29 protein-coding genes and 2 pseudogenes are annotated in these 26,207 nt (G+C 59.2%); 19 read left to right on the forward strand and 12 right to left on the reverse strand.

The genetic code is table 11. The features are described from left to right. Positions 1–10: 10 nt before the first annotated feature. The 3 genes from OKW43_RS31645 to OKW43_RS31655 all read right to left on the reverse strand — a co-directional run bounded on the left by OKW43_RS31645 (position 11) and on the right by OKW43_RS31655 (position 2,505). Positions 11–340 (reverse strand): helix-turn-helix domain-containing protein, encoded by a 330-nt coding sequence (locus tag OKW43_RS31645; RefSeq protein ID WP_429452003.1) that lies wholly within the window; start codon positions 338–340, stop codon positions 11–13. Positions 341–412: 72 nt separating this feature from the next. After that, on the reverse strand, positions 413–1,366 hold the full coding sequence (gene ctlX, locus OKW43_RS31650) for a citrulline utilization hydrolase CtlX (protein ID WP_429452005.1): 954 nt from the start codon (positions 1,364–1,366) through the stop codon (positions 413–415). A gap of 59 nt (positions 1,367–1,425) precedes the next feature. Continuing rightward, the gene (locus OKW43_RS31655) at positions 1,426–2,505 is read right to left on the reverse strand and encodes an ornithine cyclodeaminase (protein ID WP_429452007.1); all 1,080 of its coding nucleotides are present in this window, start codon (positions 2,503–2,505) and stop codon (positions 1,426–1,428) included. Between the two features lie 221 nt (positions 2,506–2,726). Between OKW43_RS31655 and OKW43_RS31660 the strand changes: the two genes are divergently transcribed. The 5 genes and pseudogenes from OKW43_RS31660 to OKW43_RS31680 all read left to right on the forward strand — a co-directional run bounded on the left by OKW43_RS31660 (position 2,727) and on the right by OKW43_RS31680 (position 7,118). After that, positions 2,727–3,158 (forward strand): Lrp/AsnC family transcriptional regulator, encoded by a 432-nt coding sequence (locus OKW43_RS31660; protein WP_429452009.1) that lies wholly within the window; start codon positions 2,727–2,729, stop codon positions 3,156–3,158. A 241-nt stretch (positions 3,159–3,399) separates the two neighbouring features. Beyond that, positions 3,400–4,158, forward strand: coding sequence for a dimethylarginine dimethylaminohydrolase family protein (locus OKW43_RS31665; protein WP_429452011.1), 759 nt, complete (start codon positions 3,400–3,402; stop codon positions 4,156–4,158). Between the two features lie 135 nt (positions 4,159–4,293). After that, positions 4,294–4,758: an Lrp/AsnC family transcriptional regulator gene (locus tag OKW43_RS31670; protein ID WP_429452013.1), complete on the forward strand. Its 465-nt coding sequence runs from the start codon at positions 4,294–4,296 to the stop codon at positions 4,756–4,758. Positions 4,759–5,189: 431 nt separating this feature from the next. Continuing rightward, positions 5,190–5,279, forward strand: a pseudogene (locus tag OKW43_RS31675) (transposase); the annotation flags it as partial. 1,053 nt (positions 5,280–6,332) lie between these two features. Beyond that, complete coding sequence (locus OKW43_RS31680; protein WP_429452015.1) at positions 6,333–7,118, forward strand: ABC transporter substrate-binding protein; 786 nt, start codon at positions 6,333–6,335, stop codon at positions 7,116–7,118. Positions 7,119–7,416: 298 nt separating this feature from the next. On the opposite strand, the gene OKW43_RS31685 is transcribed toward OKW43_RS31680, so the two are convergent. Both OKW43_RS31685 and OKW43_RS31690 read right to left on the reverse strand, forming a co-directional pair. Further along, on the reverse strand, positions 7,417–8,640 hold the full coding sequence (locus OKW43_RS31685; protein ID WP_133665288.1) for an ISL3 family transposase: 1,224 nt from the start codon (positions 8,638–8,640) through the stop codon (positions 7,417–7,419). 352 nt (positions 8,641–8,992) lie between these two features. Continuing rightward, the gene (locus tag OKW43_RS31690) at positions 8,993–9,895 is read right to left on the reverse strand and encodes a LysR substrate-binding domain-containing protein (RefSeq protein ID WP_133667193.1); all 903 of its coding nucleotides are present in this window, start codon (positions 9,893–9,895) and stop codon (positions 8,993–8,995) included. Positions 9,896–10,178: 283 nt separating this feature from the next. Between OKW43_RS31690 and OKW43_RS31695 the strand changes: the two genes are divergently transcribed. From OKW43_RS31695 to OKW43_RS31730, 8 genes and pseudogenes are all read left to right on the forward strand, one after another. Then, positions 10,179–10,523 (forward strand): RidA family protein, encoded by a 345-nt coding sequence (locus tag OKW43_RS31695; protein WP_429452017.1) that lies wholly within the window; start codon positions 10,179–10,181, stop codon positions 10,521–10,523. Positions 10,524–10,577: 54 nt separating this feature from the next. Beyond that, positions 10,578–12,002, forward strand: a complete 1,425-nt coding sequence (locus tag OKW43_RS31700; RefSeq protein WP_429452019.1) for an NAD(P)/FAD-dependent oxidoreductase — start codon at positions 10,578–10,580, stop codon at positions 12,000–12,002. Positions 12,003–12,417: 415 nt separating this feature from the next. After that, entirely contained in the window at positions 12,418–13,107 is a 690-nt protein-coding gene (locus OKW43_RS31705; protein WP_429452021.1) for an ABC transporter permease, read from the forward strand. A 4-nt stretch (positions 13,108–13,111) separates the two neighbouring features. Then, entirely contained in the window at positions 13,112–13,825 is a 714-nt protein-coding gene (locus tag OKW43_RS31710; RefSeq protein WP_429452023.1) for an ABC transporter permease, read from the forward strand. Positions 13,826–13,895: 70 nt separating this feature from the next. Further along, positions 13,896–14,690, forward strand: coding sequence for an ABC transporter ATP-binding protein (locus OKW43_RS31715; protein WP_429452025.1), 795 nt, complete (start codon positions 13,896–13,898; stop codon positions 14,688–14,690). Positions 14,691–14,832: 142 nt separating this feature from the next. Beyond that, positions 14,833–15,981 carry a porin gene (locus OKW43_RS31720; RefSeq protein ID WP_429452027.1) on the forward strand — a complete coding sequence of 383 codons (1,149 nt, stop codon included), beginning with the start codon at positions 14,833–14,835 and terminating at the stop codon, positions 15,979–15,981. An 852-nt stretch (positions 15,982–16,833) separates the two neighbouring features. Further along, a pseudogene (locus tag OKW43_RS31725) lies at positions 16,834–16,923 on the forward strand (LysR family transcriptional regulator); the annotation flags it as partial. 23 nt (positions 16,924–16,946) lie between these two features. Next, positions 16,947–17,081: a hypothetical protein gene (locus OKW43_RS31730; protein ID WP_429452534.1), complete on the forward strand. Its 135-nt coding sequence runs from the start codon at positions 16,947–16,949 to the stop codon at positions 17,079–17,081. Between the two features lie 176 nt (positions 17,082–17,257). On the opposite strand, the gene OKW43_RS31735 is transcribed toward OKW43_RS31730, so the two are convergent. Then, a complete protein-coding gene (locus OKW43_RS31735) occupies positions 17,258–17,515 on the reverse strand; it encodes a hypothetical protein (RefSeq protein WP_429452029.1) in 258 nt (85 codons plus the stop codon). Between the two features lie 260 nt (positions 17,516–17,775). Here OKW43_RS31735 and OKW43_RS31740 point away from each other — a divergent pair, with 260 nt between their 5' ends. Beyond that, a complete protein-coding gene (locus tag OKW43_RS31740) occupies positions 17,776–18,195 on the forward strand; it encodes a hypothetical protein (RefSeq protein ID WP_429452031.1) in 420 nt (139 codons plus the stop codon). 240 nt (positions 18,196–18,435) lie between these two features. Continuing rightward, the gene (locus OKW43_RS31745; RefSeq protein ID WP_281394089.1) at positions 18,436–18,561 is read left to right on the forward strand and encodes a hypothetical protein; all 126 of its coding nucleotides are present in this window, start codon (positions 18,436–18,438) and stop codon (positions 18,559–18,561) included. 97 nt (positions 18,562–18,658) lie between these two features. On the opposite strand, the gene OKW43_RS31750 is transcribed toward OKW43_RS31745, so the two are convergent. Together OKW43_RS31750 and OKW43_RS31755 are read right to left on the reverse strand one after the other, a co-directional pair. Next, a complete protein-coding gene (locus OKW43_RS31750; RefSeq protein WP_146014416.1) occupies positions 18,659–18,883 on the reverse strand; it encodes a hypothetical protein in 225 nt (74 codons plus the stop codon). Positions 18,884–19,149: 266 nt separating this feature from the next. Next, the gene (locus OKW43_RS31755) at positions 19,150–19,470 is read right to left on the reverse strand and encodes a hypothetical protein (protein WP_429452034.1); all 321 of its coding nucleotides are present in this window, start codon (positions 19,468–19,470) and stop codon (positions 19,150–19,152) included. A 322-nt stretch (positions 19,471–19,792) separates the two neighbouring features. Between OKW43_RS31755 and OKW43_RS31760 the strand changes: the two genes are divergently transcribed. Together OKW43_RS31760 and OKW43_RS31765 are read left to right on the forward strand one after the other, a co-directional pair. Then, the gene (locus tag OKW43_RS31760) at positions 19,793–20,221 is read left to right on the forward strand and encodes an antitoxin Xre/MbcA/ParS toxin-binding domain-containing protein (RefSeq protein ID WP_429452036.1); all 429 of its coding nucleotides are present in this window, start codon (positions 19,793–19,795) and stop codon (positions 20,219–20,221) included. Beyond that, positions 20,218–20,691 (forward strand): RES family NAD+ phosphorylase, encoded by a 474-nt coding sequence (locus OKW43_RS31765; RefSeq protein WP_090812513.1) that lies wholly within the window; start codon positions 20,218–20,220, stop codon positions 20,689–20,691. The genes OKW43_RS31760 and OKW43_RS31765 overlap by 4 nt, the downstream gene beginning before the upstream one ends. 168 nt (positions 20,692–20,859) lie before the next feature. Here OKW43_RS31765 and OKW43_RS31770 read toward each other — a convergent pair whose 3' ends face one another. Next, positions 20,860–21,042, reverse strand: a complete 183-nt coding sequence (locus OKW43_RS31770; protein ID WP_429452576.1) for a hypothetical protein — start codon at positions 21,040–21,042, stop codon at positions 20,860–20,862. On the opposite strand from OKW43_RS31770, the gene OKW43_RS31775 reads away from it, so the two are divergent. Then, positions 21,011–22,498 (forward strand): ISNCY family transposase, encoded by a 1,488-nt coding sequence (locus OKW43_RS31775; RefSeq protein WP_243751369.1) that lies wholly within the window; start codon positions 21,011–21,013, stop codon positions 22,496–22,498. The two genes, OKW43_RS31770 and OKW43_RS31775, sit on opposite strands and share 32 nt — an antisense overlap. Positions 22,499–22,683: 185 nt before the next feature. Next, positions 22,684–22,998, forward strand: coding sequence for a hypothetical protein (locus OKW43_RS31780; RefSeq protein ID WP_187639771.1), 315 nt, complete (start codon positions 22,684–22,686; stop codon positions 22,996–22,998). Between the two features lie 679 nt (positions 22,999–23,677). On the opposite strand, the gene OKW43_RS31785 is transcribed toward OKW43_RS31780, so the two are convergent. The 3 genes from OKW43_RS31785 to OKW43_RS31795 all read right to left on the reverse strand — a co-directional run bounded on the left by OKW43_RS31785 (position 23,678) and on the right by OKW43_RS31795 (position 26,181). Then, positions 23,678–24,160, reverse strand: a complete 483-nt coding sequence (locus OKW43_RS31785) for an RES family NAD+ phosphorylase (protein ID WP_018420328.1) — start codon at positions 24,158–24,160, stop codon at positions 23,678–23,680. Further along, positions 24,157–24,651, reverse strand: a complete 495-nt coding sequence (locus OKW43_RS31790) for an antitoxin Xre/MbcA/ParS toxin-binding domain-containing protein (RefSeq protein ID WP_018420329.1) — start codon at positions 24,649–24,651, stop codon at positions 24,157–24,159. The genes OKW43_RS31785 and OKW43_RS31790 overlap by 4 nt, the downstream gene beginning before the upstream one ends. 87 nt (positions 24,652–24,738) lie before the next feature. Continuing rightward, positions 24,739–26,181, reverse strand: coding sequence for an ATP-binding domain-containing protein (locus OKW43_RS31795; protein WP_429452039.1), 1,443 nt, complete (start codon positions 26,179–26,181; stop codon positions 24,739–24,741). Positions 26,182–26,207 lie beyond the last annotated feature (26 nt).

The raw sequence follows: 26,207 nt of genomic DNA on the forward strand, positions 1-26,207 counted from the left end.
ACGCCAAGACTCACGGTTTCCGAAGTGCGCCTTGAAAGCTCCATGAAACGTGCGTGGACGGCCCGTGCGAAAACGAAGTGGTGAGTACGTTGGTTGCGTGCTCCTTCAATCGCGGACCAACTTGATAGTGCCGGTGTTCGATGCCGTACTTGAGAAAGCCGAGCTCCTCAAGATTGCTCACGAGACGGTGAGCCGTCGTTTTCGAGATGCCGAGTGCAGTGATGTCGACACCCGTCCTAGTTGAGCCGTCATCTCGATGATGTGGAAGGCTCGCTCGGCAGATGGCTCGCTTAAGAATCCTTGCCCTGATGCTTCGGGCGCAGTCACTCGCTCCCGACACAGAGCAGTGTGCAAAGCTCGCAGATGCGTAGTCCGGCCACGGCCGGCTTCTCAATCTGTCGTCGTGCCTGTGTCAAAAGTCGGAAACACATTGCGCGTGACGTGGTATGAGGTGGATACCAGCCAGCATGCAGCGCACCGACCCGCCGGCCAGTTCGATCGTCGGGACGTCGAGCGGCAGGAGCCGCGCCGAGCGCTCGATCGCCGCGCGCTGGTCCGCGGTGAGGCAGCCGAGCGCCCGCCGCGAAAGCGCGAGCACGCGCCCGTTCTTGCCCGACAGTTCCAGCGCATTGCCCGCGAAGTTCGCGATCTGCCACTGATCGAGCGCAATCACCGTACGTCCCGTTTCGGTCAGGCGACGCACGATCTCGTCGCGGCGGCGGCGGTCGGCGATCAGGTCGAGGCCGACCATCGCGAACTCAGTTGCGACGCTCATCATCACGTTCGTGTGGTAGATCGGCAGGCCCTCCGCGTCGGCCGTATCGAAGCAGATTGGCTCGAAATTGAAGTGCGTGCAGAAGCGTTCGAGCGCGACCGGATCGGCGCGGCGCGAGCGCGCGGTGTACGCGATGCGCGCGACGTGGTCGAGCACCATCGCGCCGGTGCCTTCGATGAACAAGTCGTCGTATTCGAGCCCCGAATAGTCGATCACGTCCTGCACCCGGTATACCGCCTTCAGCATCTCAATCACGTCAGCACGCCGTTCGCGGCGGCGGTTCGGACTGTACATCGGATACAGCGCGATGTGTCCGCCCGGATGCGTCGAAAACCAGTTGTTCGGAAATACGGAGTCGGGCGTGTCGCGTTCGCCGTGGTCGTCGAACACATGCACACGCACGCCGGCGTCGGCGAGCGTCTTCACGGCCGCGGTGACTTCGTCGCGCGCGGCGGCGGATACCGACGGCGCGGCGCCCGGGTCCGCGGCGCATTGGAACGCATTATCGACGGCGGTTTCCGGGTTCGGCAGGAAGTGGTGCGGCCGGATCATCACGACGGCGGCCGGTGCCTGGATCGATGCGAGATTCATGAACGGTAGAGGCGAGAGGCAGGGAGCCGGGCGGCGCGCACGCCGCCCAAGAATGACGATCAGCGCGCGAACGCGGCGACGGCTTCGGTGGCGAACGGCGCGTGACCCTGCGCAATCGCGGCCGGATCGTCGATCAGCCCGAACAGGTTTTTCGGATCGACGGCCGGCGGGATCAGCGCGATCTCGACGCCCGCGTTGTGCTGCTGCGCGAGCGCGTACAGGTAGCGCAGCGCCGAGTAGTCCTCGAGCGCGAAGCCGACCGAGTCGAACACCGTGACCTCGTCCGAGTGTTGGCGGCCGCTCGTCTCACCTTGCAGCACACGCCACAGTTCGGTCACCGGGAAGTCGGCCGGCATCTGCTGGATCTCGCCCTCGACGCGCGACTGCGGCTCGAATTCGACGAACACGCGGCCTGCGTGCAGCACGCCCGCTTCGAACTCGGTCTTGCCCGGGCAATCACCGCCAACCGCGTTCAGGTGCATGCCGGGCTCGATCATGTCGGCTGTGACGATCGTCGCGTACGCCTTGTCGGCGGTAACGGTCGTCACGATGTCGGCGCCGCGCACGGCGTCGGTGGTCGATGCGGCGCGCACGACGCGCAGTGCCGGATACGCGGCGAGGTTCTGCACGAGCTTGTCGGTTGCATGCGGCTCGACGTCGAACACGCGGATCTCCTCGATGCCGAGCAGCGTGTGGAACGCGATCGCCTGGAATTCGCTCTGCGCGCCGTTGCCGATCAGCGCCATCGTACGCGAGTCCGGGCGGGCGAGCGCCTGCGCGGCCAGCACCGACGTTGCGGCGGTGCGGAGCGCGGTGGTCAGCGTGAGTTCGGCGAGCAGCAGCGGGTAGCCGGTGTCGACTTGGGCGAGCGCGCCGAACGCCATTACCGTATGCATCCCGCGAGCGGCGTTGACGGGGTGGCCGTTCACGTACTTGAACGCGAATAGCGACGCGTTCGCGACGGGCATCAGTTCGATCACGCCGTCGCGCGAGTGGCAGGCGACGCGCGGCGACTTGTCGAAGTCTGCCCAGTGCAGGTAGTCGGCGCGCAGCGTGTCAACGAGTTCACGAAGGAACGGCGTGACGCCGGTCTTGGCGATCAGTCGCGCGGTGGCGGGAACGTCGAGGAAACGTGTCATTGGTTTATCTCCTGTAGTGAGCGCGGCTAAAACGACCGCTCGATGGAGACATTGTTGCAGCGGGGGTGACCAGCAGATAGATAACAAAATCGTCAAATTTCTCGATAAGCTATTCAGAATGCTCGCTTTGATTCGGCAACATGATCGGTTCGCGCTGGTCGAGCAGGGCCAGACGCGACATGCTTGCGGCTGGATGACATCTAACAGGAGAGACAGGTTCGATGGTTACTCTCGACGACGTAGATCGTCAGCTAATCGCGCTGCTGCGCGATAACGCGCGGCTGTCGGTCGTCGCGCTCTCGAAGACTTTGCGCATCGCGCGGGCGACCGTGCAGAACCGGATTACTCGACTCGAGAAAGCCGGGGTGATCATCGGCTATACCGTTCGGCTGAAGCCCGCAGTCGAGCGCCACCGCATCCGTGCGCTTATGTCCATCGCGGTGCAGGGCAATTGTGCCGCCGAAGTCGTGAAACTTCTGCGCGGGCATCCGAACGTCGTCTCGATCCATAGTACAAACGGCCGTTGGGACCTTGTCGTCGAATTGCATGCCGATTCGCTGGAACATTTCGATCGCGTGCTCGGTGCTGTTCGTCTTGTTGACGGAATCGCGAACTCTGAGACGAGCATTCTCTTGTCGACGCACAAAGTTTGAACACGTCATGACTGTATCGGCTCACGAGGAAAGCGCTTTCGTGGGCTTTCTTCCGATGCCACTCACTTTCTTCCCGCAGCCGATTCGGCTACAAAAATTAAGAAATTCGACCGGAGTCGTCGCGCTCGAACACCAAGTCGACCGCAATGGCGAGACACGCTGGCCGATAATTGCTTCGAATCCGGAAGGCTGATATCCCATAACGGGGAGCCTACGCCGGTTATTGTGGAGAGAGAGTCAAATGAAGTTCACACAGGCAATCGTTCGTCGTCCCGCCGCGTCCTGCGTCGACGGCTTAACTAACGCGGAACTCGGTCAAGCCGACTACGCAAAGACCCTGCAGCAGTTCGAGGAATACTGCGCGAAGTTGAGCGAATTGGGTCTTGAGCTCACGGAATTGCCCTCGCTTGATGCATTTCCGGATGCTCACTTCGTTGAAGACGTCGCAGTGATTACGCCGGAATTCGCCGTGCTGACGCGTCCAGGCGCACCCGCACGCAGCGGCGAAACAAAGGCGATCGAAGTCCCGCTGGCCGCATGCCGTGAGGTCAAGCCGATGCGTGACGGGCACATTGATGGCGGCGACGTAATGCTGATCGGCAAGCGTTTCTTCGTCGGACTGTCGGCCCGTACGGACGTAGCGGGCGTGCGCGCGTTCGAGGACATCGTGTCGCACTTTGGTTACGACGTCGAGGCAATGCCAATCGGTGCCAGCCTGCATCTTAAGTCGTCCGTGAACTACCTTGGAGACGAGACACTCCTTGTTTGCGACGTGCTCGCCAACCAATCCGTATTCGAGAAGTTCCATCGGATCGCCGTTGATATGGCCGATGAATATGCGTGTAACACGCTCGAAGTGAACGGCGAACTCATCACTCCGGCAGGTTACCCGCGGGTGCAAGAGCGCCTGGAAGCGCTTGGTATGCCGCTGCACGTGCTCGACGCTAGCGAGTTCCGCAAGATGGACGGCGGCCTGACCTGCCTGTCGCTGCGCTTCTAGGACAGTATCGGCCCGGGCGAAAAATGCGGACTTTGCCATCGAACGCCAGCTTGCGTAAAGAACGATCCGCTGGATAATGCTTGTACGGGCGATTGGGTGGCGCTCACTAAAGGACCTGCCCGGGAGGACGTGTACATGACGGAAGGGAAAATCCAGCTCGACAAGATCGACCACCGGATCATCGATATCTTGCGGCTTGATGGGCGCATTTCGTACCGGGAACTATCTGAAAGGGTAAACCTGACGCCACGGCCGTGCCAGGCGCGTGTGCAGCGACTGGAGGCACTCGGTGTGATAAAGGGGTACCGCGCGGTAGTGCGGCTGCCTCAAGACGAGCCTCCGGTTATCGTACTTGCGCAAATTGCGCTCGGCGATCACGTGCGCTCTCAAGAGATGTTCGAGGAAGAAGTGCGCTCCAATCCCGCAGTGCTCGACTGCTGGCTGGTCAGCGGCGTATTCGATTTTCTTGTGCGGATCGCGTGCCGCAATCTCGCCGAGTATCATGCTCTGGCGAATGCATGGCTCGCGAATCCGCGGTTCAATGTCGAGAAGGTCACAACGACAACCGAACTTCAGACGATCAAGCGCAGTACCGGTTGAAAAGTGATCGATACAGCGTTATTGCGCCGGTCGGGCGGTACGGCGCTGGCGGGTTCGCGCACAGTTGACCGCTACTGGCATGCGATATCGGATCGATCATGTTGGGTCCATCACACCGACTCATACGGAGGTCGTTCCTCGGCCGCCCCGTCCCCGGGCCCTCATAGCGATCTGACGTAGCCCTGGGCGCGCCCCCCGGGCAATCCCAGACTCTTGTTTCCGGATGACGCCGATGTCAGCAAGCTATCGCTCGCGGTGCTCGAGAAGGAGATGACTCGTTTTGAGAAATCGGCCAGCGTCGGCAACGAGGCGCAGCAGCAATATACTGGGCTGCCCAATCGCATAGCGAAGGAGCTGGTGGTCCTGCAGACGCTAACCGACAAGATCAAGGACGCAGCGTGGCCTTCGTCTGCTGGCACGCCGTCTGGGCGCGGACGAGCATCGCGCCAGAGAGGCTGTTGCGAGCCATGCTGGTTCAGGTGCTCCACAGCATCCGCTCGGGGCGCCAACTGATAGAGCAGGGCTTCGCGTTACGCAGCCAGGCGATGCCGCTGATGCCGCCAGATGAGTGGAATGCGAAGCGTAACCGCTCCTATGGGCATCTGGATCTTTCGCAGAACCTGGAAGAATTCCTTGACCGCTCACCGACCATCTTGACCGCAGTTTAATCTTACTGCGTGACGTAACCACGCGCGGCTATATACGCATCGACAGTGCCGTGCATCGTGATCCGCTGTCGGCTCAAGCGCCAAATCCCGTCCTCGGGGCCCTGTGCTGCGCAATCTTCTCGACCTGACCGGATGAGCGGCGCAAAATCGTTCTCAAGCTTGGTCGCACAACGTGTTTCAGTTGGCTTCAGGACGTGTCCCGCACGCGGAACTGCTGTTGGTCTATGCGCCGGTACCGGCACACGGAACACCGCTGGCGGTGGCCGACATCGTGCGGATGGTGCTGGAACTGGCGTCGGCCGCGATGAGACAGATGATCGCCCGCATTGCTGTGAACGAAGCTGTGTCAGGCGACGGACGCAGTGCTGGAGTTCGTGCGCCGCTATCCCCACAGTCACAAAATGCACAAAAATCACCTATGCGCCGGGATGGGCGGTGTTTCAACAGAGCCGGAGTCCATCATGGTACGTAAGGCACTTTCCTCAATTGTATGCGTAGACCTGTACCCCTCCGTATTGGCGTGGTCTCCGATGACCAGTTCGTGCTATAGCGTCAACGGTTCAGGATGGCGCGCGGCGCCATCGTGTCAGTTCGGTAAATCCAGTGCCGCACGCACGCAAGTTCGCGACGCTGTACGGTCGGGGGTATACCAATTCCGTATAGGTGCCAAATTTTTCCGCATTGGACGTCCCCCCAAGATGCCAAGCATGATGAGCTTGCCACCCCGTACGTCTTCAGATGGCTGGGACTTGGGGGCAGGAAGACTTCAATTGGTGCACCACTTTCCGGAGTCAATCGGAATTTTTTGTCATCGTAGGAAGTCTGCCGCACGGCAATCAAGGCGACCACGCGCGTCGCCGGCTAAATTTTTTGCCCGCTTTTTGGGGGCCAGTGAGGAGATCCAACATGAAGGTGATTACGACTTTGCTGCTTGCGTTCATCGCAACCAGTCTTTCGACGAGCGCATCTGCGCAAGACCCTAAAGAGCTCCGCTTCGGCGTAGACAGTTCGTATCCGCCGTTTGAGTCCAAGTCTCCAGATGGACGGCTGGTCGGGTTTGACATAGACCTCGGAAATGAGATCTGCGCGAGGATGAAAGTCAAGTGCGTCTGGGTTGAAAATTCTTTTGACGGGATCATAGCCGCACTTCAGGCCCGGAAGTTCGATGCAATCAATTCGTCGTTGTCAAAGAACGCACAGCGCGCCGCAATCATCGATTTCACCGACAAGTTATATGCGCCAATCGAAAAACTGGTCGTCAAAGGCGGCTCCGGTCTGGCACCAACAGTGGAATCCCTCAAAGGAAAGCGCGTCGGCGTGTTGCAGGGGAGTACGCAGGAAACTTATGCGAGAAAGTACTGGGGTGGAAAGGGTGTCGACATCGTTTCGTATCCGACGCAGGACCAGGCATGGGCAGACCTCGTGAGTGGTCGCCTTGATGCGGTATTTGCGTTCGGTCCGCAGGCTGAGGGCGGCTTTTTGAAGACAGATCAAGGTCGCAGCTATGGTTTTGCTGGAGGACCGGAAATCAGAGATGCCGCGATATTTGGTAACGGCGTATGCATCGGGGTCCGAAAGGGCGATGAGGTCCTTGTTAATGCGATCAATAACGCGATCGACGCCATACGTAAGGACGGTACCTATGACCGGATCGCGAAAAAGTATTTCACGTACGATGTGTACGGCGGGTGACCGTGGGCCTGAACTGCTTGCTGAAAACCGGCAGCGGGTGCGCCTCCGAAATTGCGGGCGACGTTTTAACGCGGCCCGTAGCTGCGTCGATGCTGTCATTTGCCAGCGAGTCCCGCTTTGTGACGTTGCGGAAGTAACCATGGCTTCTATTAAGGCCTCCTGTGGCACGAGCGACCTCGTCGAAACGGATGAAACATAGAAACTCCATCTCGCCTCGTTTCTCAATGATCGCAGGTTTCGGGCAGCACTATTGCTAACTATCTTTTGGCTATTTCAAAAGTGGAGTGGGTAATGCGGCTCACGAGGCATGTGGATTGAAGGCCGAGAAGTCGAGCTTGCCTGCGATCAGGAACAGCACGGTCCGCATGGTTTTGAAGCTGGCGTATCCGCGCGCCTTGCGCTTGGCAGCTTGAAACAAGCCGTTGATCGCTTCAATGAAACCATTGGTCTGGCGCGTCTGGGCCCACGCGACGATGCCGTCGAAATGACGAAGAATCATGCGTGCGACGTCCTTCATGAGCTCGACCTTGGAACGCATGACGTTGCTACACCACCGGCGCAACATCTTGGAGACTACATGGATTTGCTTGCGATCGAGTATCTCGCGCAGCTGCTCGCGGTACATCCAGGCACGGGCGGTGCGGTTGGTGGTGTACTGGCTGATCAGCGCCTCGAGATCGGTCAGTTGCGCGAGATTCAGCTTGTCAGCATCTTTGAGCAGCGACCAGCGCATGCCCTTCAGTGCAGGATCAGCCTTCTGCTGCTCGCGGCGCACACCATCGAGTGCTTTGGACGCGTGCGCCACCACATGAAACTTGTCGAACGTCACACGTGCATCGGGCAGATGCTCGTCCACGCCCTTGATGAAGGCGGGGGACATGTCGATGCTGACCGATTTGATCTGCGCAGGCGATGCGTTGTGTTGCTCCAGGTGATGGGCAAAGCGTTCGACGACGCCTGCATCCTTGCCTGGCGTGACGAAGACCACGCGCCTGCCATCCATGTCAGCGACGAGCGAGACATAGTCGTGGCCACGTCGGCACGAGGTTTCGTCAATGGCCACCGCAGTGACTTCGGACAAGTCAGTGGCGGCCACGGCCATATCCACGTACCGATCACATATGGCCTTCACGCGATGCCACGACAGGTTCACCAGACGAGCCACAGCCGCAAATGTCATCTCCCGGCACAACGTCAGCACGAGCGCTTCAAACAGCAGCGTAAAGCCATCCAGCTTACCCATCCAGTCAGGCTCCACGAGCCGCACCGAGCCGTCCGGCAAGCGCACACGCGGCACCCGTACCTCCAGATAACAGTCAAACTGGAAGAAATTGAGGTGGCGCAGCCGTTTGATGACCGTGTCGTGCACCGGGTGTTCGCCCGGCACCCCGGGGTAGGCAAACCGACTGCCCGCGACAAAGTCCACGGCAATCGTCAGTTCCGTGCTGAAATCGACGCCTTGCACATACCACGGCGCGTTGATTCCCAGGGCCGCCTCAAAGAGTTGGGTTTGGTTCGTCATTGTTCGCATTGTCTTGCAGGGCTGGTTGCAGCATTCTGCCGCAACCAGCCCTATGCCAGCTTACTTGCGCCACGCGCGTCAAGTGTTCGCTTCGCCGGGCTGACGCCCGCACTTGACCCGGCAACCACCCACTCGAGATTCGAAAGAAGCTATCTTTTTTCCCCCTCAGGGGGCCGAAGTGATAGAAGAAGTCGGAGGCTTATGGCCGGCGTCGATACGACTTGTCGACCGCCACTATCGATGTGAGCCTGGCGACGTCTTCAGGTGCTAGACGCCCGTGCTGCTTGCACGGGCGTCTAGCCAGAAAAACGGCCCGCATGCAGTCGAGCCCTTCTCTTACTTCATTCCTGGCTTACTCGTTCCAGATTGTCAGCTCGCGTTCGAACTCGCTTTGGAGCAGAGTTGCAAACTCGCTAACCAGTTGCGAGACGACGTCATGCGGCGGATAAAGAAGAAAGCTGGGATAACAGATAGACGGCGTGAAAGGAAGAACCTTCACTCCCTGCCCGACGAAGTCTGTTGCGACGAGTGGATGAACCAACGTTACACCCATACCCAGTTTCACCATCTCACAGCAAGTTGCGCTGTACTGTGCCTCGAGAGTTAGCTTGCGCTCAACTCCTTCGTCTTCAAACAGCTGGTCAGTGTCTTCCCTCGATCCATCGCCTTGACACACGGAAATGAACTCCTCTCCGCGAAGGTCGCTTGCCATGATTGCAGTGCGTCGAGCAAGCCGATGCGCTTTCGGAACCATGCAAAGTACCTGAGCATCCGGTAGCCGGATAACCTGACACGTCGCCGCGCCGGAAACGAACGCCACGATTCCGACGTCGCAAAACTCAGACGAGACCCATTGCTCGACCGTGATCGACGAGTTTGTATGGATAGATATGTTTACTCCCGGTCTCGTCCGTTTGAAACGTTCAACGACCCTGGGAAGGAAACTAAGTCCGATACCCGGCACGGCGCCGATGCGGAGGCGGCCGCTTCCAAGGTTGCGAATGGTATCTGCCGCGTACGTCAGGCTTTTTAGCCCCACAAAGACTCGCTGAACTTCGCGAAACAAAGCTTTGGCCTCTGGCCGTGGCAGCAAGCGTCCGCCTGTGCGATCAAATAGGACGAGGCGTGTTTCATTCTCCAGCTGTGCAATGAGCCTGCTCACGTTAGGCTGAGTGGTTTGAAGATCACGTGCTGCACCGGTCATTGACCCTGACTCCATTACTGCACGAAAGGCCTCGATTTGTCGGAGCTTCATTGGGCCACCTATAAGGAAATGGTATACACACCCATTGTATTGGCATTTGACCGCGTGCGGGGCGCGCGTCACGATGGCAGTGTGACTTGTTTGCATGTACTCGCTGCTATCGGGGTCGACAGGAAGCGTATCGCGTCAGAAGTGTGCAAGTCCTCGATGATTGTGAACGGATAATTTTAGGTATCCGAATCGCACCAGCGATTTTGATTCCAAAGCGCACGCGCGATGTGGCATCTGAGAGTGAACCGTTACGCCAAGATTTTTTAACGAAAGAGGAGATATCATGATCCGCCGTCTGGAGATTACGGGCCGATTAAGTAAAGTACTGGTCGCGAATGGTTTCGCCTTTTTGTCCGGGTTAACGGCCCGCGACACTACAGGGGGTGTCAAGGAGCAGACGGCAGATATCCTCGCCCAGATCGATGACTATTTGCAGGCGGCCGGCAGTGACAAGTCTCGTATTGCTGTTGCGAACGTCTGGCTCAAGGACGTTCGCACCTTCGACGAGCTAAATGAAGTATGGGAAGCTTGGGTCGATACGGAGCATCCCCCCGCACGCGCGACGGTCCAGTCGAAGTTGGCAGGAGAAGACATCCTTGTCGAGATCCAGGTTCAAGCGGTGGTCTGAACAGGACCCGCGTGATGTTGCCAGAGCCATATACGTTTATCAGAGGAAGGGCAAATGAATCTGCAGGGAAAAGCTCCGAATGATCCGTCCTGGTGGTTCGAGGAGGCGCTGCGCAGTGAGGGTGCACAACCAGCCGCGCTTGCGCTTACCGGGGCGCTCACAGTTGACGTGGTGATCGTCGGTGGCGGATATACGGGACTGTGGACTGCCATGGCCCTCAAGGAACGCGCGCCGCAGCTCTCCGTCGCTCTCATTGAGTCATCCAAATGCGGTTCCGGTGCTAGCGGTAAAAATGGGGGGAAGGTCAGCGGATACTGGCCGTCTCTCACTGGCATCGCGGCGAACATTGGCCCTGATGCGGCGTTGGACGTTGCGAGAGCTGGTACACGCGCTCAGGAAGCCATTCGGCGGTTTGCTACCGCGCCCGGTCGCGACGTATGGTGGCGTGAAAACGGCCATATGCGTGTCTCCGCAGCACCGGCGCAAGATGCCGAAATCGCATCGTACCTTGAGACGGCACGGCAGCTCGGCGTTCCAGACACCGTACGCTCGCTGACGGCCGAAGAGGTCCAGGAAATTTGCCGGTCTTCAGTTTTTCGGGAAGGTTTATATTTCCCTGAAGGCGCGACTGTTCAACCAGCCCGGCTGGCGCGCCAATTGCGAGCTGCAGCGATCGCTGCGGATGTGAAGATATACGAAGGCACGCCGATGATCCGGCTCGACGAGGGAACGCTCAATCGCGTTGTCACGCCTAAGGGTGAAATCGTCGCAAAGGAAGTGGTGCTCGCGACCAATATCGAACTCGCCAAGCGCAGAGAGGTCGCGCCATTTCTTACCGTATTCTCTTCCTACGCATTGATGACGCAGCCGGCCCCCGAGAAACTCAGCTCGATGGGCTGGAAGCGGGACGAGGGTATCACTGACTTGAGAATGTTCGTCCACTATTTTCGCAAGACTGTCGATGGACGGATCCTGATGGGTTCGGGCTCGGGTCCGATAGGCTTCGGCGGGAATACGTCAGATCCCCGGCTGACTACTGACATGGCTTCGGCAATACGTGCGGAACGTGGACTCCGTAGGCTGCTGCCGGCTTTCGGAGATGTTCAGATTGATCGAACATGGGGCGGCGGCATCGATATTTCGTCCGACAGGTTACCGTTCTTTCGAACATTACCTGGAACACGGATCCACTACGGCTGCGGATATTCAGGACACGGCGTTAATCCCACGTACATTGGGGGGCAATGTCTTGCGTCGCTCGTTCTTAGGTCAAAAGACGAATGGAGTTCGCTACCTTTTTGTACGCGTGAACCGCGGGCGCTGCCGCCAGAGCCTTTTCGATATGTCGGCGGGCGCTTCGTTCGCTGGGGTATTCTGCGATGTGAAGAAGATGAGGAAGTGGGCAGGAGCTCCGGATTGTTGCCTCGAGTCGCTGCGGCCATCCCGAAAACGTTCGGTTTGAAAATCGGCACCCGATGATGGCGAGCGCATCCTTTTGGCGGCTGATACCTACAGGCGGTGTTAGACCAACGGTCAAGGCTCGTTCTAATCGGCGCAGGGAAAACTATCCGAGTATGTCGCGCGCTTCACACTGCCCGTCGGGCGCAGGGTGACAGTTTGTGACACGCAGGAAAAATACTCCGTGACAAGGAACATCACCCATACGAAGTTCAGCCGCGAAAAGCCGGACGATATGCTGGCGAGCATCTGTCCTGTTCCCAAAGCCTCTATTGGCGCAGCTTCATGAACAGGGATCCGCTGCGCGTGCCGGTGAGTCCACTTCCGGACCATCGGGATTTTCCTTGCCGCCGGGGTGATTGAATGGTTGCCGCACAGCAGAGATGCGGGGCCTTCGGCTCGCCGTTATCTATCTATAACAAGCACGGAGACAAGTGTGTTTCTATTCGGATTTGGTCCGCAGCTACTGGCCGGCACTGTCCGGACAATTGAACTGTCGGTGCTGTCGCTTGCGGCCGCGGTTGTCCTTGGTCTCGTGGGGGCCGTGGCGAAAATCTCGCAAAATCGTGGTTTTCGCGCAGTCGGATCCGCGTACACAACCTTGATACGATCGGTGCCGGACCTTGTTCTGATGCTTCTCATCTTTTACAGCATCCAGATTGCGCTCAACAATCTCACCGACGCCTTGGGTCTCGCACAATTTGACATCGACCCGTTCGCGGCAGGCGTCCTGACACTCGGCTTCATCTATGGAGCCTACTTTACGGAAACTTTTCGGGGCGCATTCCTTGCAGTGCCGCGCGGCCAACTGGAAGCGGGCGCCGCCTACGGGATGAATGGGGTTCTTGTTTTCCGACGCATCCTGTTTCCTCAAATGATGCGCTTCGCACTTCCGGGCATCGGCAACAACTGGCAGGTTCTGGTCAAAGCGACTGCACTGGTCTCCATTATCGGCCTCGCAGACGTCGTGAAGGCCGCACAGGATGCGGGTAAGAGCACGTTCAAAATGTTCTTCTTCGTCATGTGTGCTGCGCTCATCTATCTCACGATGACATCCGTCTCCAACTTGGTGTTGTTCAGGCTCGAGAAACGATTCTCGGCTGGCGTTCGTCACGCGGAACTCTAGGCTCATGCTTGATATCATTACCCAGTTCTGGCGCGCGTTCCTGTATTGGGACGGGCAGCGCGTCTCCGGCCTCGCCGTCACCCTCTGGCTGCTGGTGGCATCTCTCGTAATTGGCTTCCTGATGGCGGTGCCCCTCGCGGTGGCTCGTGTCTCCACGAATCGCTGTATAAGCATGCCCGTGCGTTTCTACACGTATGTCTTCCGGGGCACGCCGTTGTACGTGCAATTGCTTCTGATCTATACGGGTATTTATAGCTTCGACTTTATTCGGTCGCACGAGCTTACCGATACCTTCTTTCGAAGCGGTTACCACTGCGCAATTGTTGCGTTTGCGCTTAATACCTGCGCCTACACGACTGAGATATTCGCTGGCGCAATGCGCTCAATGTCTCACGGTGAAGTTGAGGCGGCACGCGCGTACGGAATGAACTGGTTCACCCTGTACAGACGCATCATCATCCCTTCCGCGTTGCGAAGGTCCCTGCCTCTCTACAGCAACGAGGTGATCCTTATGCTACATGCCACCTCGGTTGCTTTCACGGCGACCGTGCCCGATATCCTGAAGGTCGCCCGCGACGCCAACTCTGCAACCTACCAGTCGTTCCAGGCATTTGGTATTGCCGCGCTTCTTTACCTGACCATCTCCTTCGCGCTGGTTGCTGTGTTCCGGCACGTTGAGCACCGCTGGCTCGGCTACCTCGCACCGCGTGCTCACTAAGCTTGCATGTTGGTGCCAAGCCAACGTGTATGACACACCAGTGCTTTAAACGTAACGATAAGGGATCAGAATGTTGAGGCGGACGATTCAGACAGAAGCTTGCAAGTTAGAAGTTCACGACATCCACAAACGCTTCGGAGACCACGAGGTGCTCAAGGGCGTGTCCCTGAACGCAAACAAGGGCGACGTTATCAGCATCATCGGGGCAAGCGGCTCGGGAAAGAGTACGCTTCTTCGTTGCATCAACTTTCTTGAGCGGCCGAACTCCGGGCACATCGCGGTCGATGGCGAAGCGGTAAAGACGAAGGCCAATAAATCCGGCTATCTCGACGTCGCGGACCCGAAGCAGCTGCAGCGGATCCGATCGAAGCTATCGATGGTGTTCCAGCATTTCAATCTCTGGGCGCACATGAACGTTCTTGAGAACATCATTGAAGCGCCGGTACATGTGCTCGGGCTTCCACGTCGCGAGGCGGAAGAGAGCGCGCGTGAATACCTTGAGAAAGTTGGACTCCCATCGCGCGTGGAAAAGCAATATCCCTCGCATCTTTCTGGCGGCCAACAGCAACGTGTCGCGATTGCGCGTGCGTTGGCGATGAACCCTGACGTGATGCTGTTCGATGAACCAACATCTGCACTCGACCCGGAGCTGGTAGGTGAAGTTCTCAAGGTAATGCAAAAGCTCGCAGACGAAGGACGCACAATGATTGTGGTTACGCATGAAATGGGGTTCGCCCGCAATGTATCGAATCATGTGATGTTTCTTCATCAAGGACGCACGGAGGAAGAGGGGCTTCCTGAGGAAGTACTGGGCAAGCCGTGCAGCGAACGACTCAGGCAGTTTCTCTCTGGCAGCCTGAAATAGCCCGCGACCGTGAGAAAACTGCAGGCAGCGTCTGACATTTCATAAGTAATACCGAGAGATAAGATACGAATCATACGTGGTTAATTCAGCCCGTCGATAAAGAAGTTTGCATGTAGTTATATTCTAATATTCGGAGATTTTAATGAAAAAAATAACACTTGCTGGATTTTTTATTTGCACTATCGCAACCCCAGTATTCGCTCAGTCTACTGTGACGCTTTACGGTCTGATTGACGAAGGACTCGATTACACCAACAATGTTGGAGGTTCAAAGGTTTATGAACTCCAGAGCGGCTATGCTCAAGGTAGCCGTTGGGGCCTCAAAGGAACAGAGGATCTTGGCAACGGGTTGACCGCGATCTTCAAACTGGAGAACGGCTTCGATGTTAACAATGGTCGTCTCGGGCAAGGCGGGCTGATGTTCGGCCGTCAGGCATATGTCGGGATTTCGTCGAATCAGTTCGGTTCGGTGACTTTGGGGCGACAGTATGATTCGGTCGTCGACTATCTCGCGCAGACCACCGCGAACGGCAACTGGGCAGGCTACCTTTTTTCCCACCCGTATGACAACGACAACACGGATAACACGTTCCGCGTAAACAATACCGTAAAGTACACCAGTCCGTCGCTCGCCGGCTTCCAGTTGGGCGGTACGTATAGCTTCAGCAACGACACAAATTTCGCCAACAATCGCCAGTACAGCCTTGGTGCGCAGTACACCACTGGTGGACTGCTTCTCGCTGCGGCGTATCTGCAGGCCAACAATCCATCTTCAACGGCCACTGGCGCGGTCAACAACGGCGGTGACGAAAACTTCCTGGCCGAGCGCCTGCGCATCTTCGGCGCGGGGATCAACTACACGATCGGTTCGGCAACACTGGGCTTCGCATATACGAACACCAACGTCACGCAACCGCTCAGCTCCGGCTATGTGGGTGCGATCACGCCGCCCACCGGCTCGACCCTGTCGTCGCTGCGCTTCCAGAACTTCGAAGTGAACGGGAAATATCAGTTCACCCCTGCGTTCTTCGTGGGCGCGATGTACACCTATACGCGGGCCGATTTCAACGCCACCACCGGGAAGCTGCATCCCAACTACCAGTCGATCGGGTTGATGGCTGACTACAATCTGTCAAAGCGTACGGATCTGTACCTGCAGGGTGCATACCAGCATGCTGGAGGCGACAAGACTCAGACGGTGCTCGACGCCGCCTATGTTCCAGGTGCGGCAGGCGTTTCCTCGAGCTCGAATCAGCTCGTAATCCGGGCGGCAATACGGCACAAGTTCTGACGAGTCCCGCAACGGCTACGGCGCGGTGGCGGGCATGACGCATGACGTTCGTTTTAGGGACGCCCGGAGGGACAGTTCACCGTCCACTGATGGGCGCACAAATTCTCCCCACCGCGTGAAGCAGGACCGATCGTAATTTAGCGCTCTTTCGCTTTTGCGCAAAGGTTTCAGCGGCCTCCTTGGGCCGGTAGCTACGACCATCGAATTCGAGCGGAAGCGAATAGGCAGGTCCGATGTAAACGTAGGTCTGGGTGGGGCTGTCGAACGCGTGTTGCCGCGAGCCAGTCACTACCTTCGCTCTTCAGGATCGCGGAACCGTAACCTTCGGAATGAGGAAGACTATGGCGGTTGGGGGAACGTCGCTGAGAAGTATGGTGCAGGACTGGTTGGCGCCCGACCCGAAGAGAGGGTTTCGGGTCAGCCACTACGGACGATCCAGCAGGGGACGATATGTGTGCGTCGTCGCAGACAATGGAAGCGGGTCGAAGGCGATGTTCTTTTTTCGTCACCGGGACGGAAAATGGTGCGTTTTTCCACCCGATCCGGAGCGACCGGCCATGCACGGCGAAGTCTCGTCTACGGACGCTATCGGTGCAAGATTCTAGCTTGCCGGAAATACAGTTAGGCAAGCGAATTGAAACTGGATTATGGGCTGTCCTCCTCGTCGGCAAGATGCCGGTTACCATTTTTTATTGCGGTCATTTCTGCCGCGGATTATCGAACTGGACCTGACGACCGCACGGTTGGTTAGGTGAACATCGACACCTCGCGGCATGACCGCTTTCGGGGCACTGATTTTCGCTCGACCATTGCGCTGTCCGGGAGAGAGGAGTGAGGGTCAATGTGAGCGCGATGTTGAATAGGATCGAGCTGGAGACGTTTGCCGCGGTGGTCGAACATCGTAGTCTTACGCACGCGGCGGCAGCGCTGAACATCTCCTCGAGGGTCCGACCTCCTACTGGGAGATCGGGCGGCGCATCGTCGCCCGTGAGCAGGGTGGGCAGGCGCTCGTCGTGCGCCTCGCCGAAGACCTGACGCGCCGTTTCGGGCGCCGCGGCCGGTTCGGGAGGGCCAATCTGGCCAGCATGCGCGCGTTCTAGGGGATGTAGCAAGCTGAGCGCGAATTTCTATCATAAGCCTCGCAGTCGTAAAACTCCTCGTTTTGATAGACGAGGTGTGCGGTTCCCGAGCCGCATTCAGTCGCGTCAAGTTGCAAATGACGGCACCGGATGACGTTGCAGAGGACCGTCGTCGCAACGTCAGGGCCGTTCCGGAATCAGCAAACGGCACCGACTGCGGTCTTCCCGAATAATTCGGCAAATCTATATAACTCGAGAGTGCCGAGTTCTTGCGCCTTTCTTACGATCTCATCTTGGCGTTCGTGAGCGCCGATTGAGTTCTCGGTAATCCGATCCGGCTCGCTTAGTTGCCTTCGCGCGCCAGTCTCATCTTTAGGCGACTGCTCAATGCTCAAGTCGACCCATTTCTCGGTCAACGCCTTGAGGTGCTTGTAGTTGTCGATCTGGCGGCGCACGGTCGCTCAGCGCGTTGCGCGCAATAGACTCGGTTCGGCTCTTTCTGTCCCGCATATAGTCCAACTGGCAGTACGCACCACCATGGTTGGCGGGGTCCTTGTATTGACAGCTGAGTGAGCCACGGCGCATTTCATCGATCGCGGCGAGCTTCGCCTTGATCGTCTCAATGCGTGTTTCGATTTGAAGGAGGCGATTTTATATAGTTTGTACTACAGAGTAATACTATACTTGCCTATCGACGGCAATTCGAAGACAAACGATGGCACTTTGGATGGCTTGGTGGGACGCGATCTGGTTGCTGCGCCCAGCGTTCTCTCGCCTGCGCAGCTTTATGTGGTTCGCAACTGCCGAGGCAGGCTTGACGGTGCGCACCGAGTTGCTGGACGTGACCAGCATCGTGCGTACGCTTAAGCTGCGACCGGCGCTCTACAACAAGCTGCGTGACAGCTTGCACAGCGACGCCGTGCAGCTCGATCAGCTCGCGGCGCTGGGGACCCAGGCGGTGTTGCGCCTGTTCCGGGAGCCGCTACGCGTCAATGGCCGGCGCGTCCTCGTCGGCGACGGCATCAAGGTGGCCAAGTCCGACAAGGGGGCGGGAACAAATTTATGCAAAATTCGGGAACAAAACTGTGCAAACGAACGACGCGTGGAAACCCGTCGGTCAGTAGAGGGCATTTGACATAAAAGGAATCATCGACATTTAATTCGCAATCCTATGTTTCTGAGCCGAAGAGGTTTCAATTTGTGCAGGAGGCTGCTGCACAAATTCTGGATTCGGCCATGCCTTCAGGTTGCGCGGTGACAATTTGCGCAAGGCGGGGAGGGCTGGCTTGCGCTGGATCAGTGTGGCGATACGCTCTTCAAGTTGCTGATGATCGAAACGTCGAAGGGGGCAGATTGCCTGTCTCACGAGGCCACGATGAAGGGTCTCGAATTGGCGATTGGTGACCTGGCCAAGGTGTTGGATGCCGTGGACATGGAGGCTGACTGGTCGCTGGAGGAGCGTGAGCAGGCGTCAACTCCGTTACCATCACCTGGTATGTGAATCCGAAATCAGTAGCTCAAACCCGCCAGTTCTCTCCGGAGCCTGGCGGGTTTTTCTTTGCCTGCGGGGCGCGAGCTACATACAGCGGTGGAGTCGCTCAGCCGTTCCACGACTCGACGTTCAGGACGATCCGTGCGACCGGGTTGGCCTCTGCGGACTGTGGAGCGAACTTGATCTGGGCGAACGTGACGACGCCGAGAGCGACGACCAAAAGCGCTCCGGACGCGGCGATGCGGGGAAGGTATTTCACAGAGACCTCATTTTGATGGCTAACCAGGAACCGGCGAAGCTGACAGGCGTGTCGAATCACCTTCAGCGGCATGTCTGTCCGCAACCGGGCAACGCCGGACACGGTCGTCAGATCGCATTTGCCGATCGGACTGGGCTTGTGCAGTGCACTATAAATGGTTTATTCGCGTGCGCAGTGCGACACCCTGTCGCCAGCGGATTCTTAATTGCTTGAGCGTTTCGTGTATGAAAGGTTTCTGTAGGCCGTAACGTGCCGTCATGCTATGTGGGCGATTCTCGCAGGCACGGACGATGTCGAAATGGCCGCCTCGACAGGCTCTCCGCTGGAGCCCGCTAGACCTAGGCTACATTGCGCAGCTTGGAGCTGCGCTCTGCTTGCTTCTCGAGGAAGCGCTTGTAGTGCGCCTCCAGGTAGAGCGCCTGTTCTGCAGTGGGCGTCTTGCGCAGACGGGTATGGTCACCCACCAGACGGGCACGTTCCGCCTCGTCGATCGCATCAGAGAAGAGCAGATTGCCGGTCTTGGGGTGGACTGACATAAGGTAGCCGTCGTTGACCTTGTCCAAAGTGCCCGCGAGCAGCAAGCCATTGCTCGGGTCCAGCTTCTCTACATCGGTGCTGTCCTTCGATGGCTTGGCATGACTCGCGACCAGCGCTCTCAAAGGTGTAAGCGCCGGTCACTGCACACTGGCCCTCCCAGGAGACCGCGCCGAAGCTGGGGCTGAAGTCGGATCCCAGCGAACATGGCCGATGCGGAGCTTATCGTGGGTCGATGGACTCAGACCCTTCCGATCCGGCTTCCGTTCTCTAGTTACGAATCAGTCTGCGCGGCGTCAGCCCGCCGGTCTGGCGGCGACTCCGCGGCGAAAGAAAGCCGGCCACGAAGGTCGGCGGCGTCTCCGACTGGAGCATTGAAGATGTGTTTCCGGACGGTATCAATTGCGCTATCATTAGGTATCAACTGATACTTTAGTCGGGAGTCGCATGTCACTGATTACGCCTGAAGCAGTGGCCGCGGTCATGGAACTGCGGCAGATCCCGCACACGCTCGCGGAACTCGAGGCGCTTGTCCGCGACGGCCTGCCTAAGTCCGCGCTGCGAGCAGGCGTCGAACATGCGACGCAGGGTACCGACGCCCGGCGTGCGCTACTTGCCCGCATCATCCCCGAAGCGACCTATAAGCGGCGTCGCGATCGGCTGACGCCAGACGAATCGGAAAAGACTGAGCGGCTGGCCAGGATTGTCGCGACGACGGCCTACGTCTGGAACGACGAAGAGGACGCGCGGGAATTCCTGTCGACGCCGCACCCGGAGCTCGAAGGTCGGGCGCCGCTCGATGTTGCGCTGACCGAGCTCGGCGCGCGCCGGGTCGAAGAGCTGCTCTGGAAACTGTTTTATGGGTTGCCGGCGTGAAGTTGTTTCGAATCGCCGACACTCGACACACGGTCTGGAGCGGCACCGGCGCGATGCTGGTGGGCGGCCGCTTCAATAGCCCGGGGCGACCCGTCATCTACGCCGCGTCGACCTTCGCCGGTGCGATGCTCGAGGTTCTTGTTCATGCGCGCATCGGCAAGGTACCGAAGACACACGGATGGGTTGAAGCAGCGGTTCCCGACGATATTCGCGTCGAACGCCATTCGGCCGAATCGTTGCCGGGGGGATGGGATGCGCCAGCACTGCAGGCGGCAAGGGAGTTCGGCGACGCTTGGCTGACCGAGTCGCGTACCGCGCTCCTGATCGTACCTTCCGTCGTCGTCCGCGCAGAGTTCAACGTGCTGGTCAATCCCGCGCACCCCGACGCGACGCGGATTGCCGTGACGGAGCCGCAACCCGTGGTGTGGGACGAACGCCTCTTTGTGATGCCGTCGGTCGGACACTCCTAGATTATGATGGTGGTCGGCTAGCCTCGCCTCGACGCTTTGCTCCTCGAGGGAGATGACTAGGACGTGGCTTCTAGTTCAGTTCGAACCCGCCGCCCGCAATGGCCAGTGCAGCGCCGTCTTAGATGCTCCTTGTCTGGTTGCCAAAGCCGACACGGCTGTCAGTTTTTGTCAATCGCCCTGACAATTTGACATAATAAAAGTTATCACCATTTTAGGTGTAGCGGCAATATGAGAATGTCGTGTTCTAGCAAGATACAAATGTCGTGTTTTACGGTGGCTGGCAAGCTGGCGTTTTGCAGCGTGATCGCAGGAGCCAGTCATGAGCCCAGCCGCACTGGTGACATTGAACATGCGCGAACTCGACCGTTTGAAGGTGATCCAGGCCGTGGTGGACATGGGGCTCAAGCCAGGGCGTGCCGCCGGGCGACTGGGTCTGACCGTGCGTCAGGTCGAGCGGCTGGTAACGCGATATCGGGAATCGGGCGCGGCGGGACTGGCTTCACGCAAGCGCAAGTCGCCCGGCAACCGGAAGCTCGATGAAGGACTGGCCGTGCGGGCCCTGACCACCATTCGCGAGCGCTACGCCGATTTTGGGCCGACGCTGGCGTGCGAGAAGCTGCGCGAATGTCATGGCCTCGTGCTGTCGAAGGAAACCGTGCGGCACCTGATGATGGACGCCGGCCTGTGGGTACCGCGCCGGCAGCGGCCACCGAAGATCTACCAGCCGCGTGCGCGGCGTGCATGCCTGGGTGAGCTGGTGCAGATCGACGGCAGCGACCATCATTGGTTCGAGGACCGGGCGCCGGCCTGCACGCTGCTGGTGTACGTCGATGACGCCACGAGCCGCCTGATGATGCTGCACTTTACGTCGACCGAATCGACCTTCAGCTACTTTGAGGCGACGCGCGCGTATCTTGAGCAGCATGGCAAGCCGGTGGCGTTCTACAGTGACAGGGCCAGCGTCTTTTACGTGAAGCGACGCTCGGAGACAGCGGGTAAAGGTGTTACACAGTTCGGCCGGGCGATGTACGAGCTGAACATCGACACGTTCTGCGCGAACTCAAGCCCCGCCAAGGGACGCGTCGAGCGCGCCCACCTGACGCTGCAGGACCGGCTCGTCAAGGAGCTCCGGCTGCGCGGTATCAGCACCATCGAGGCTGCCAACGCCTGGGCGCCCGCGTTCATGGCAGCCTATAACGCGCGCTTTGCGAAGCCGCCACGCAGCGCTTTCGATGCGCATCGACCCGTGCGCGCTGACGAGGATCTCGACGCGGTCCTGACCTGGCGGGTTCTGCGCAAGGTCTCGGATTCACTGACGCTGCTGAACGACCGCGTGATCTGGCTGCTTGACGATACGCCGGCCAACCGCAGGCTGATTCACCGCTATATCGACGTGTGGGAGTATCCGGACGGACGCCTCGAGATCCGTGCCGATGGTGTCGCACTGCCCTGTGTCCAGTACGACAAGCTTGCCGAGATCGACCAGGGCGCGGTGATCGAGCACAAGCGTCTTGGTCATGCGCTGCAGGTCGCGCAGGCGCTCCAGGCCCAGCGCGACAACCGCCGGATCTCCGGCTCACCGTCACGCACGAACCGCGGTGAACCCGTGCGTGCGAAGGCGCGGCTACCTGGCACGAAGAAGCAGCGCGAAGTGACGCTCGATGACTGGAATGCGGCAGTCATGGGGACACACCAGAACCCGGGAGGCTCGGTGCTAAAAACCCCCCTCCAGAGAGATATAAAAGGACCGCAAGACAACCCTAGCCCAACACCCAGAACCGACCTCAACCCCGACATCTGTATCTAGCTAAGACCCCGACATTTCAATCTGGCTTTGACATTAGGGTCGCGATGTAATTTCGGATAGACCCGGTTTCCGAACGCCGCTGTACATGTCCAGATCGTTTGTAGTGTGCGTTGCCGCCCCTAATTCGGCCCGACCTCGCGCTAACGTCTATCCATTCCACCTGTAGGGGCAGTCGGGAGGCGACAATGGAGCATTTGGTCAGAGTACACAACGAGAAGGACCGGCAAACGATGGAATGGCTGCGCCGGAATATTGGCGACGCAGCCATCGCTGCCGCCATCCAACGATGCGAGAACTCGGGCAAGCCGTATCTTTCCGCCGTCTGCCGGCAGCTGCGCGTCCGTGTTCCGGAGTTTCCTCTGCCACGGCGGGAAAGCCCAAGCCCGGTGGCGGAACAATCTCTCGCTACCATCCGGCACATCCTCGCAGCGCGCAACGCCTTGACCGTCGCGAAGCCGATCAGTGCGCGCCAGAAAGCGACTCCAACCCCATTCGCCTGATCGAGACGGGACAATGCGTCCTTTGACGCGATGCTTGTACGACGCTGGAACAGCGATTTTCGGACGCGGGCATGGCAAACAGCTCAACATCATCTGGATGGACCCGTCGCAAACACCCAAGGGTTGGCCCGAATTCCGTGAAGAAGTTTTCGGGGGCGCCTTTACTGACGCCAGGACTACATCATGAGTGTGGCCGGGAATGCCGGATTTGTCGCAGGTCAAATTCTCGGTCAGGACGGAGAGATTCTGGCAACCGTCGCTCCTTTGAAAAGCGTTCGTCTTCGCGGATGAACGATTCGTTTTCCAGAGCCGTGAACGGCCAACGTTCGCCGGTCCCCGCGCGAAAGCGTGCTGACTACGTTCCTCCGATCAGTGGGTCGTCCTGGTCGATTCGCCATTTGGGTCAAGCTGTCTACAGGCACCCGGTATCAACGATTCAGACAGTGAGCAGCGGGGCCGCACAAGTCCGTCCGGGATACGCCGGACGCAAACGGCGCAACAGGGCCACTTCCCGCGCCGGCGGATTTCCCCGCAGGAAACTTGCGCGGCTCGCCACCACGAAGCCAGCGGCACACCCCCGGGGGCGCTCCTGCCCACGAACGCAGACCACTATAGCTTTCAGTTTATGACGTTTGCTCCCGGACGCCTCGTCCTTGCGCTGGCGAGATCGACATCGGGCTCATCGCCTCACCTGACCAAACAGCCGCGGATCCAGCGTAAAGGGCTCGCTGCTGATGACCCTGACGCTTGCCATCTCCGGATGCATCGGGTTCAGCAGCAGATTGAAATCACTCGGACAGACGACCGACGGTACCCGCATCGCCAGCTGCTCGCCCGCTTCGAGCCATTGCCGCCCAAGCGTCCTTGTCGCCGCGGGATCGCGCGTCAGGTCTGCCCAACCTTCTGGCACATCCGGGACGAACGCGGCGGCGTCGACGGCGTCTGGCACCTCCAGCGTCACCAGGAAATATCCCCCGGCCGGCAGCAAGCCCGCCATGTGCACCAGCGCCTCCAGCAGCGCTGTCGACGCGTGGCAGCACGTGTACAGTACCCGCATGCCACGCGGGTTCCAGCGGCCTCCGGCGATCGCCGCACCGTTGCCGCTCAGATCATCGGCGCGGTAATACCCGCGCCGTTCCTTCGCCAGACGGTAAAGCCTCATGCGGACACGCCGTGGATGACGCGTAGCAGAATTTCACGCACGCGATCGTACCCCGGCTGTGAGTCGAGTACTTCGAGCGGGCTGAGCCCACCCAGCTCCGCGTTCGATCGCTGCATCCATTCGGTGGCCAGCGCCGGATCCTCGAACACCTCGACAGCAAGCTGGCGCACATAGAGCACGCGCGCGACGCGATCCGACTCGGCTGGCGACAGGCGCTCCTCGCGCGCCATCTTGCGCAGGATCGTCGAACTCGGCAGATTCAGGTTCGCCAGCAGCGTCTGCACGGGCACGTGCAGCAGGTCTTTCGCAACGCGTTCGATGATCGCCGCTTCCATGCCTTCGCGGATCTGCCGGCGCTGCTCGAGCGGGTCGAACTCGACGAGGAACGTTTCGATATCGTCAGGGTGGGCGCCGGACCGGCCAGAGCCGGCCAATGCCTTGCCGGTATGCGCTGCGGCCGGGTGACGACCTGACGGATGATGCACGGCCATAATGTGAGCCTCCCAGATGAGAACATCGTTATTCTCATTCTAGATTACTCTCAAACGGGAATCAAGATTTTCCCATTTGGTAACCTGCTACGCCGGCCGGTCCTGGCGCCGGAGAGTGAAAAGCCGCCGCAGCTCGTCGCGCAACTCCGAGATATCGAGGACATGCTGCGCCCGGGTCACGGCCACATAGAGGAGGCGGAGCTCATCGTCGTCCGGCATCGGGCTGCCATCGGCACCGCGCAGGCGGAAATCGTTGGCCACCTTGACCCGCTTCCATTCGAGGCCCTTGGCACGGTGCACGGTCGAAATCACATAGTCGGCGTCGCCTTCCGCCGCCGAGCGCTGTGCCAGCGCCCGCAGATAGCCCGTACCGAGCTCGTCGACGATGCGCACAACCGGCAGCAGGTCCTGGCCAAAGGCACTGCGCGCAAACGCCTGCGCATCGCTCCATGTCTCGAACAGCGAAAACGCCGCCGGGCGGAATGCCCGCTGGCCGGCAAGCAAGCGGTCCGCGCCGTCAGCGTAAGCGAGAATCTCGGCCGGACTCATGCGGATCGCAGGTCGATGTCCCGCCTCGAGTCCTGCGGCGAACTGCCAGATCGCCGTGACATTCTTCCGGCACAGGATTGCGTCGACCGGCGGCGCAAGCGCGGGATCGTCCACCAGGATCGAGCCGATGGTTTCCTGTCCCCGGAGGGGCGTGAGCTCACCGAGAAGTGCGAGCAGGCGACTGGCGAGCGCCGCGAACTTTGCGCCAAAGCGGAACGACTCCGTGAGCGCGCATTCGGGTGCGTCGATCTGCGCCATCGCATTGATTGCGCCCCGCCACTCGTAAATCTGCTGGTAAGGATCGCCCACGTAGATAATCTGCGCGTGGCGCTGCCGGCCAAGGACCGACAGCATCACACCGTCACTGTCCTGCGCTTCGTCGAAGAGGATGAAATCGGTCTCGATGCGTGGCTCCGAAAGCGCCCATAGCTTCAGGAGCACGTCAGGCGAAATGGCGCTCCCCGCGTGGGCAGCCCTGCTCTCTTCCCACAGACGCCGCACATAGGGCAGCAGGTAGGTGCGCAGTTGCGCGGCCAACATTTCGTCGATCTTTTCGTCGACAACAATATGCTGCGCTGCCGGCTGGATGTCAGCGGACCGGCAGAACCTGTCCCGCCCATCGGCAATCATCCGCCCGATCTCGAATGGAGCGATTTCGACGGCCGTGCCCGTTACTGTCCGCACTTCCAGCGGGCCCAGCCCGTAACGCGCGGCCAGTTCGTGCGGTGGCTCGCCCTGAAGGCTCATACGATTTCGGAGCGACAGGCTGACGGAGGCCCACGCCAGCGAATGCATCGTCCTCGAGCCAACGTGAGACGGGAAACGCCGGGCTGCATTCGCCGCGATTTCCCGGTTGAACGCGAGGTACATGCCGCGCCGATGGCCGAAGTGCCCCGCCACGAGCTGGAGCGTGGAGGTTTTGCCCGCGCCGGCAAATGCCTTGATCTTCAGATCCCCGACTCGAAGCGCCGCCTCGACCACGGCTTGCTGCTCTTTCGTTGGAATAA

This window comes from Paraburkholderia sp. WC7.3g (assembly GCF_050436345.1).
GTDB lineage: Bacteria > Pseudomonadota > Gammaproteobacteria > Burkholderiales > Burkholderiaceae > Paraburkholderia > Paraburkholderia podalyriae.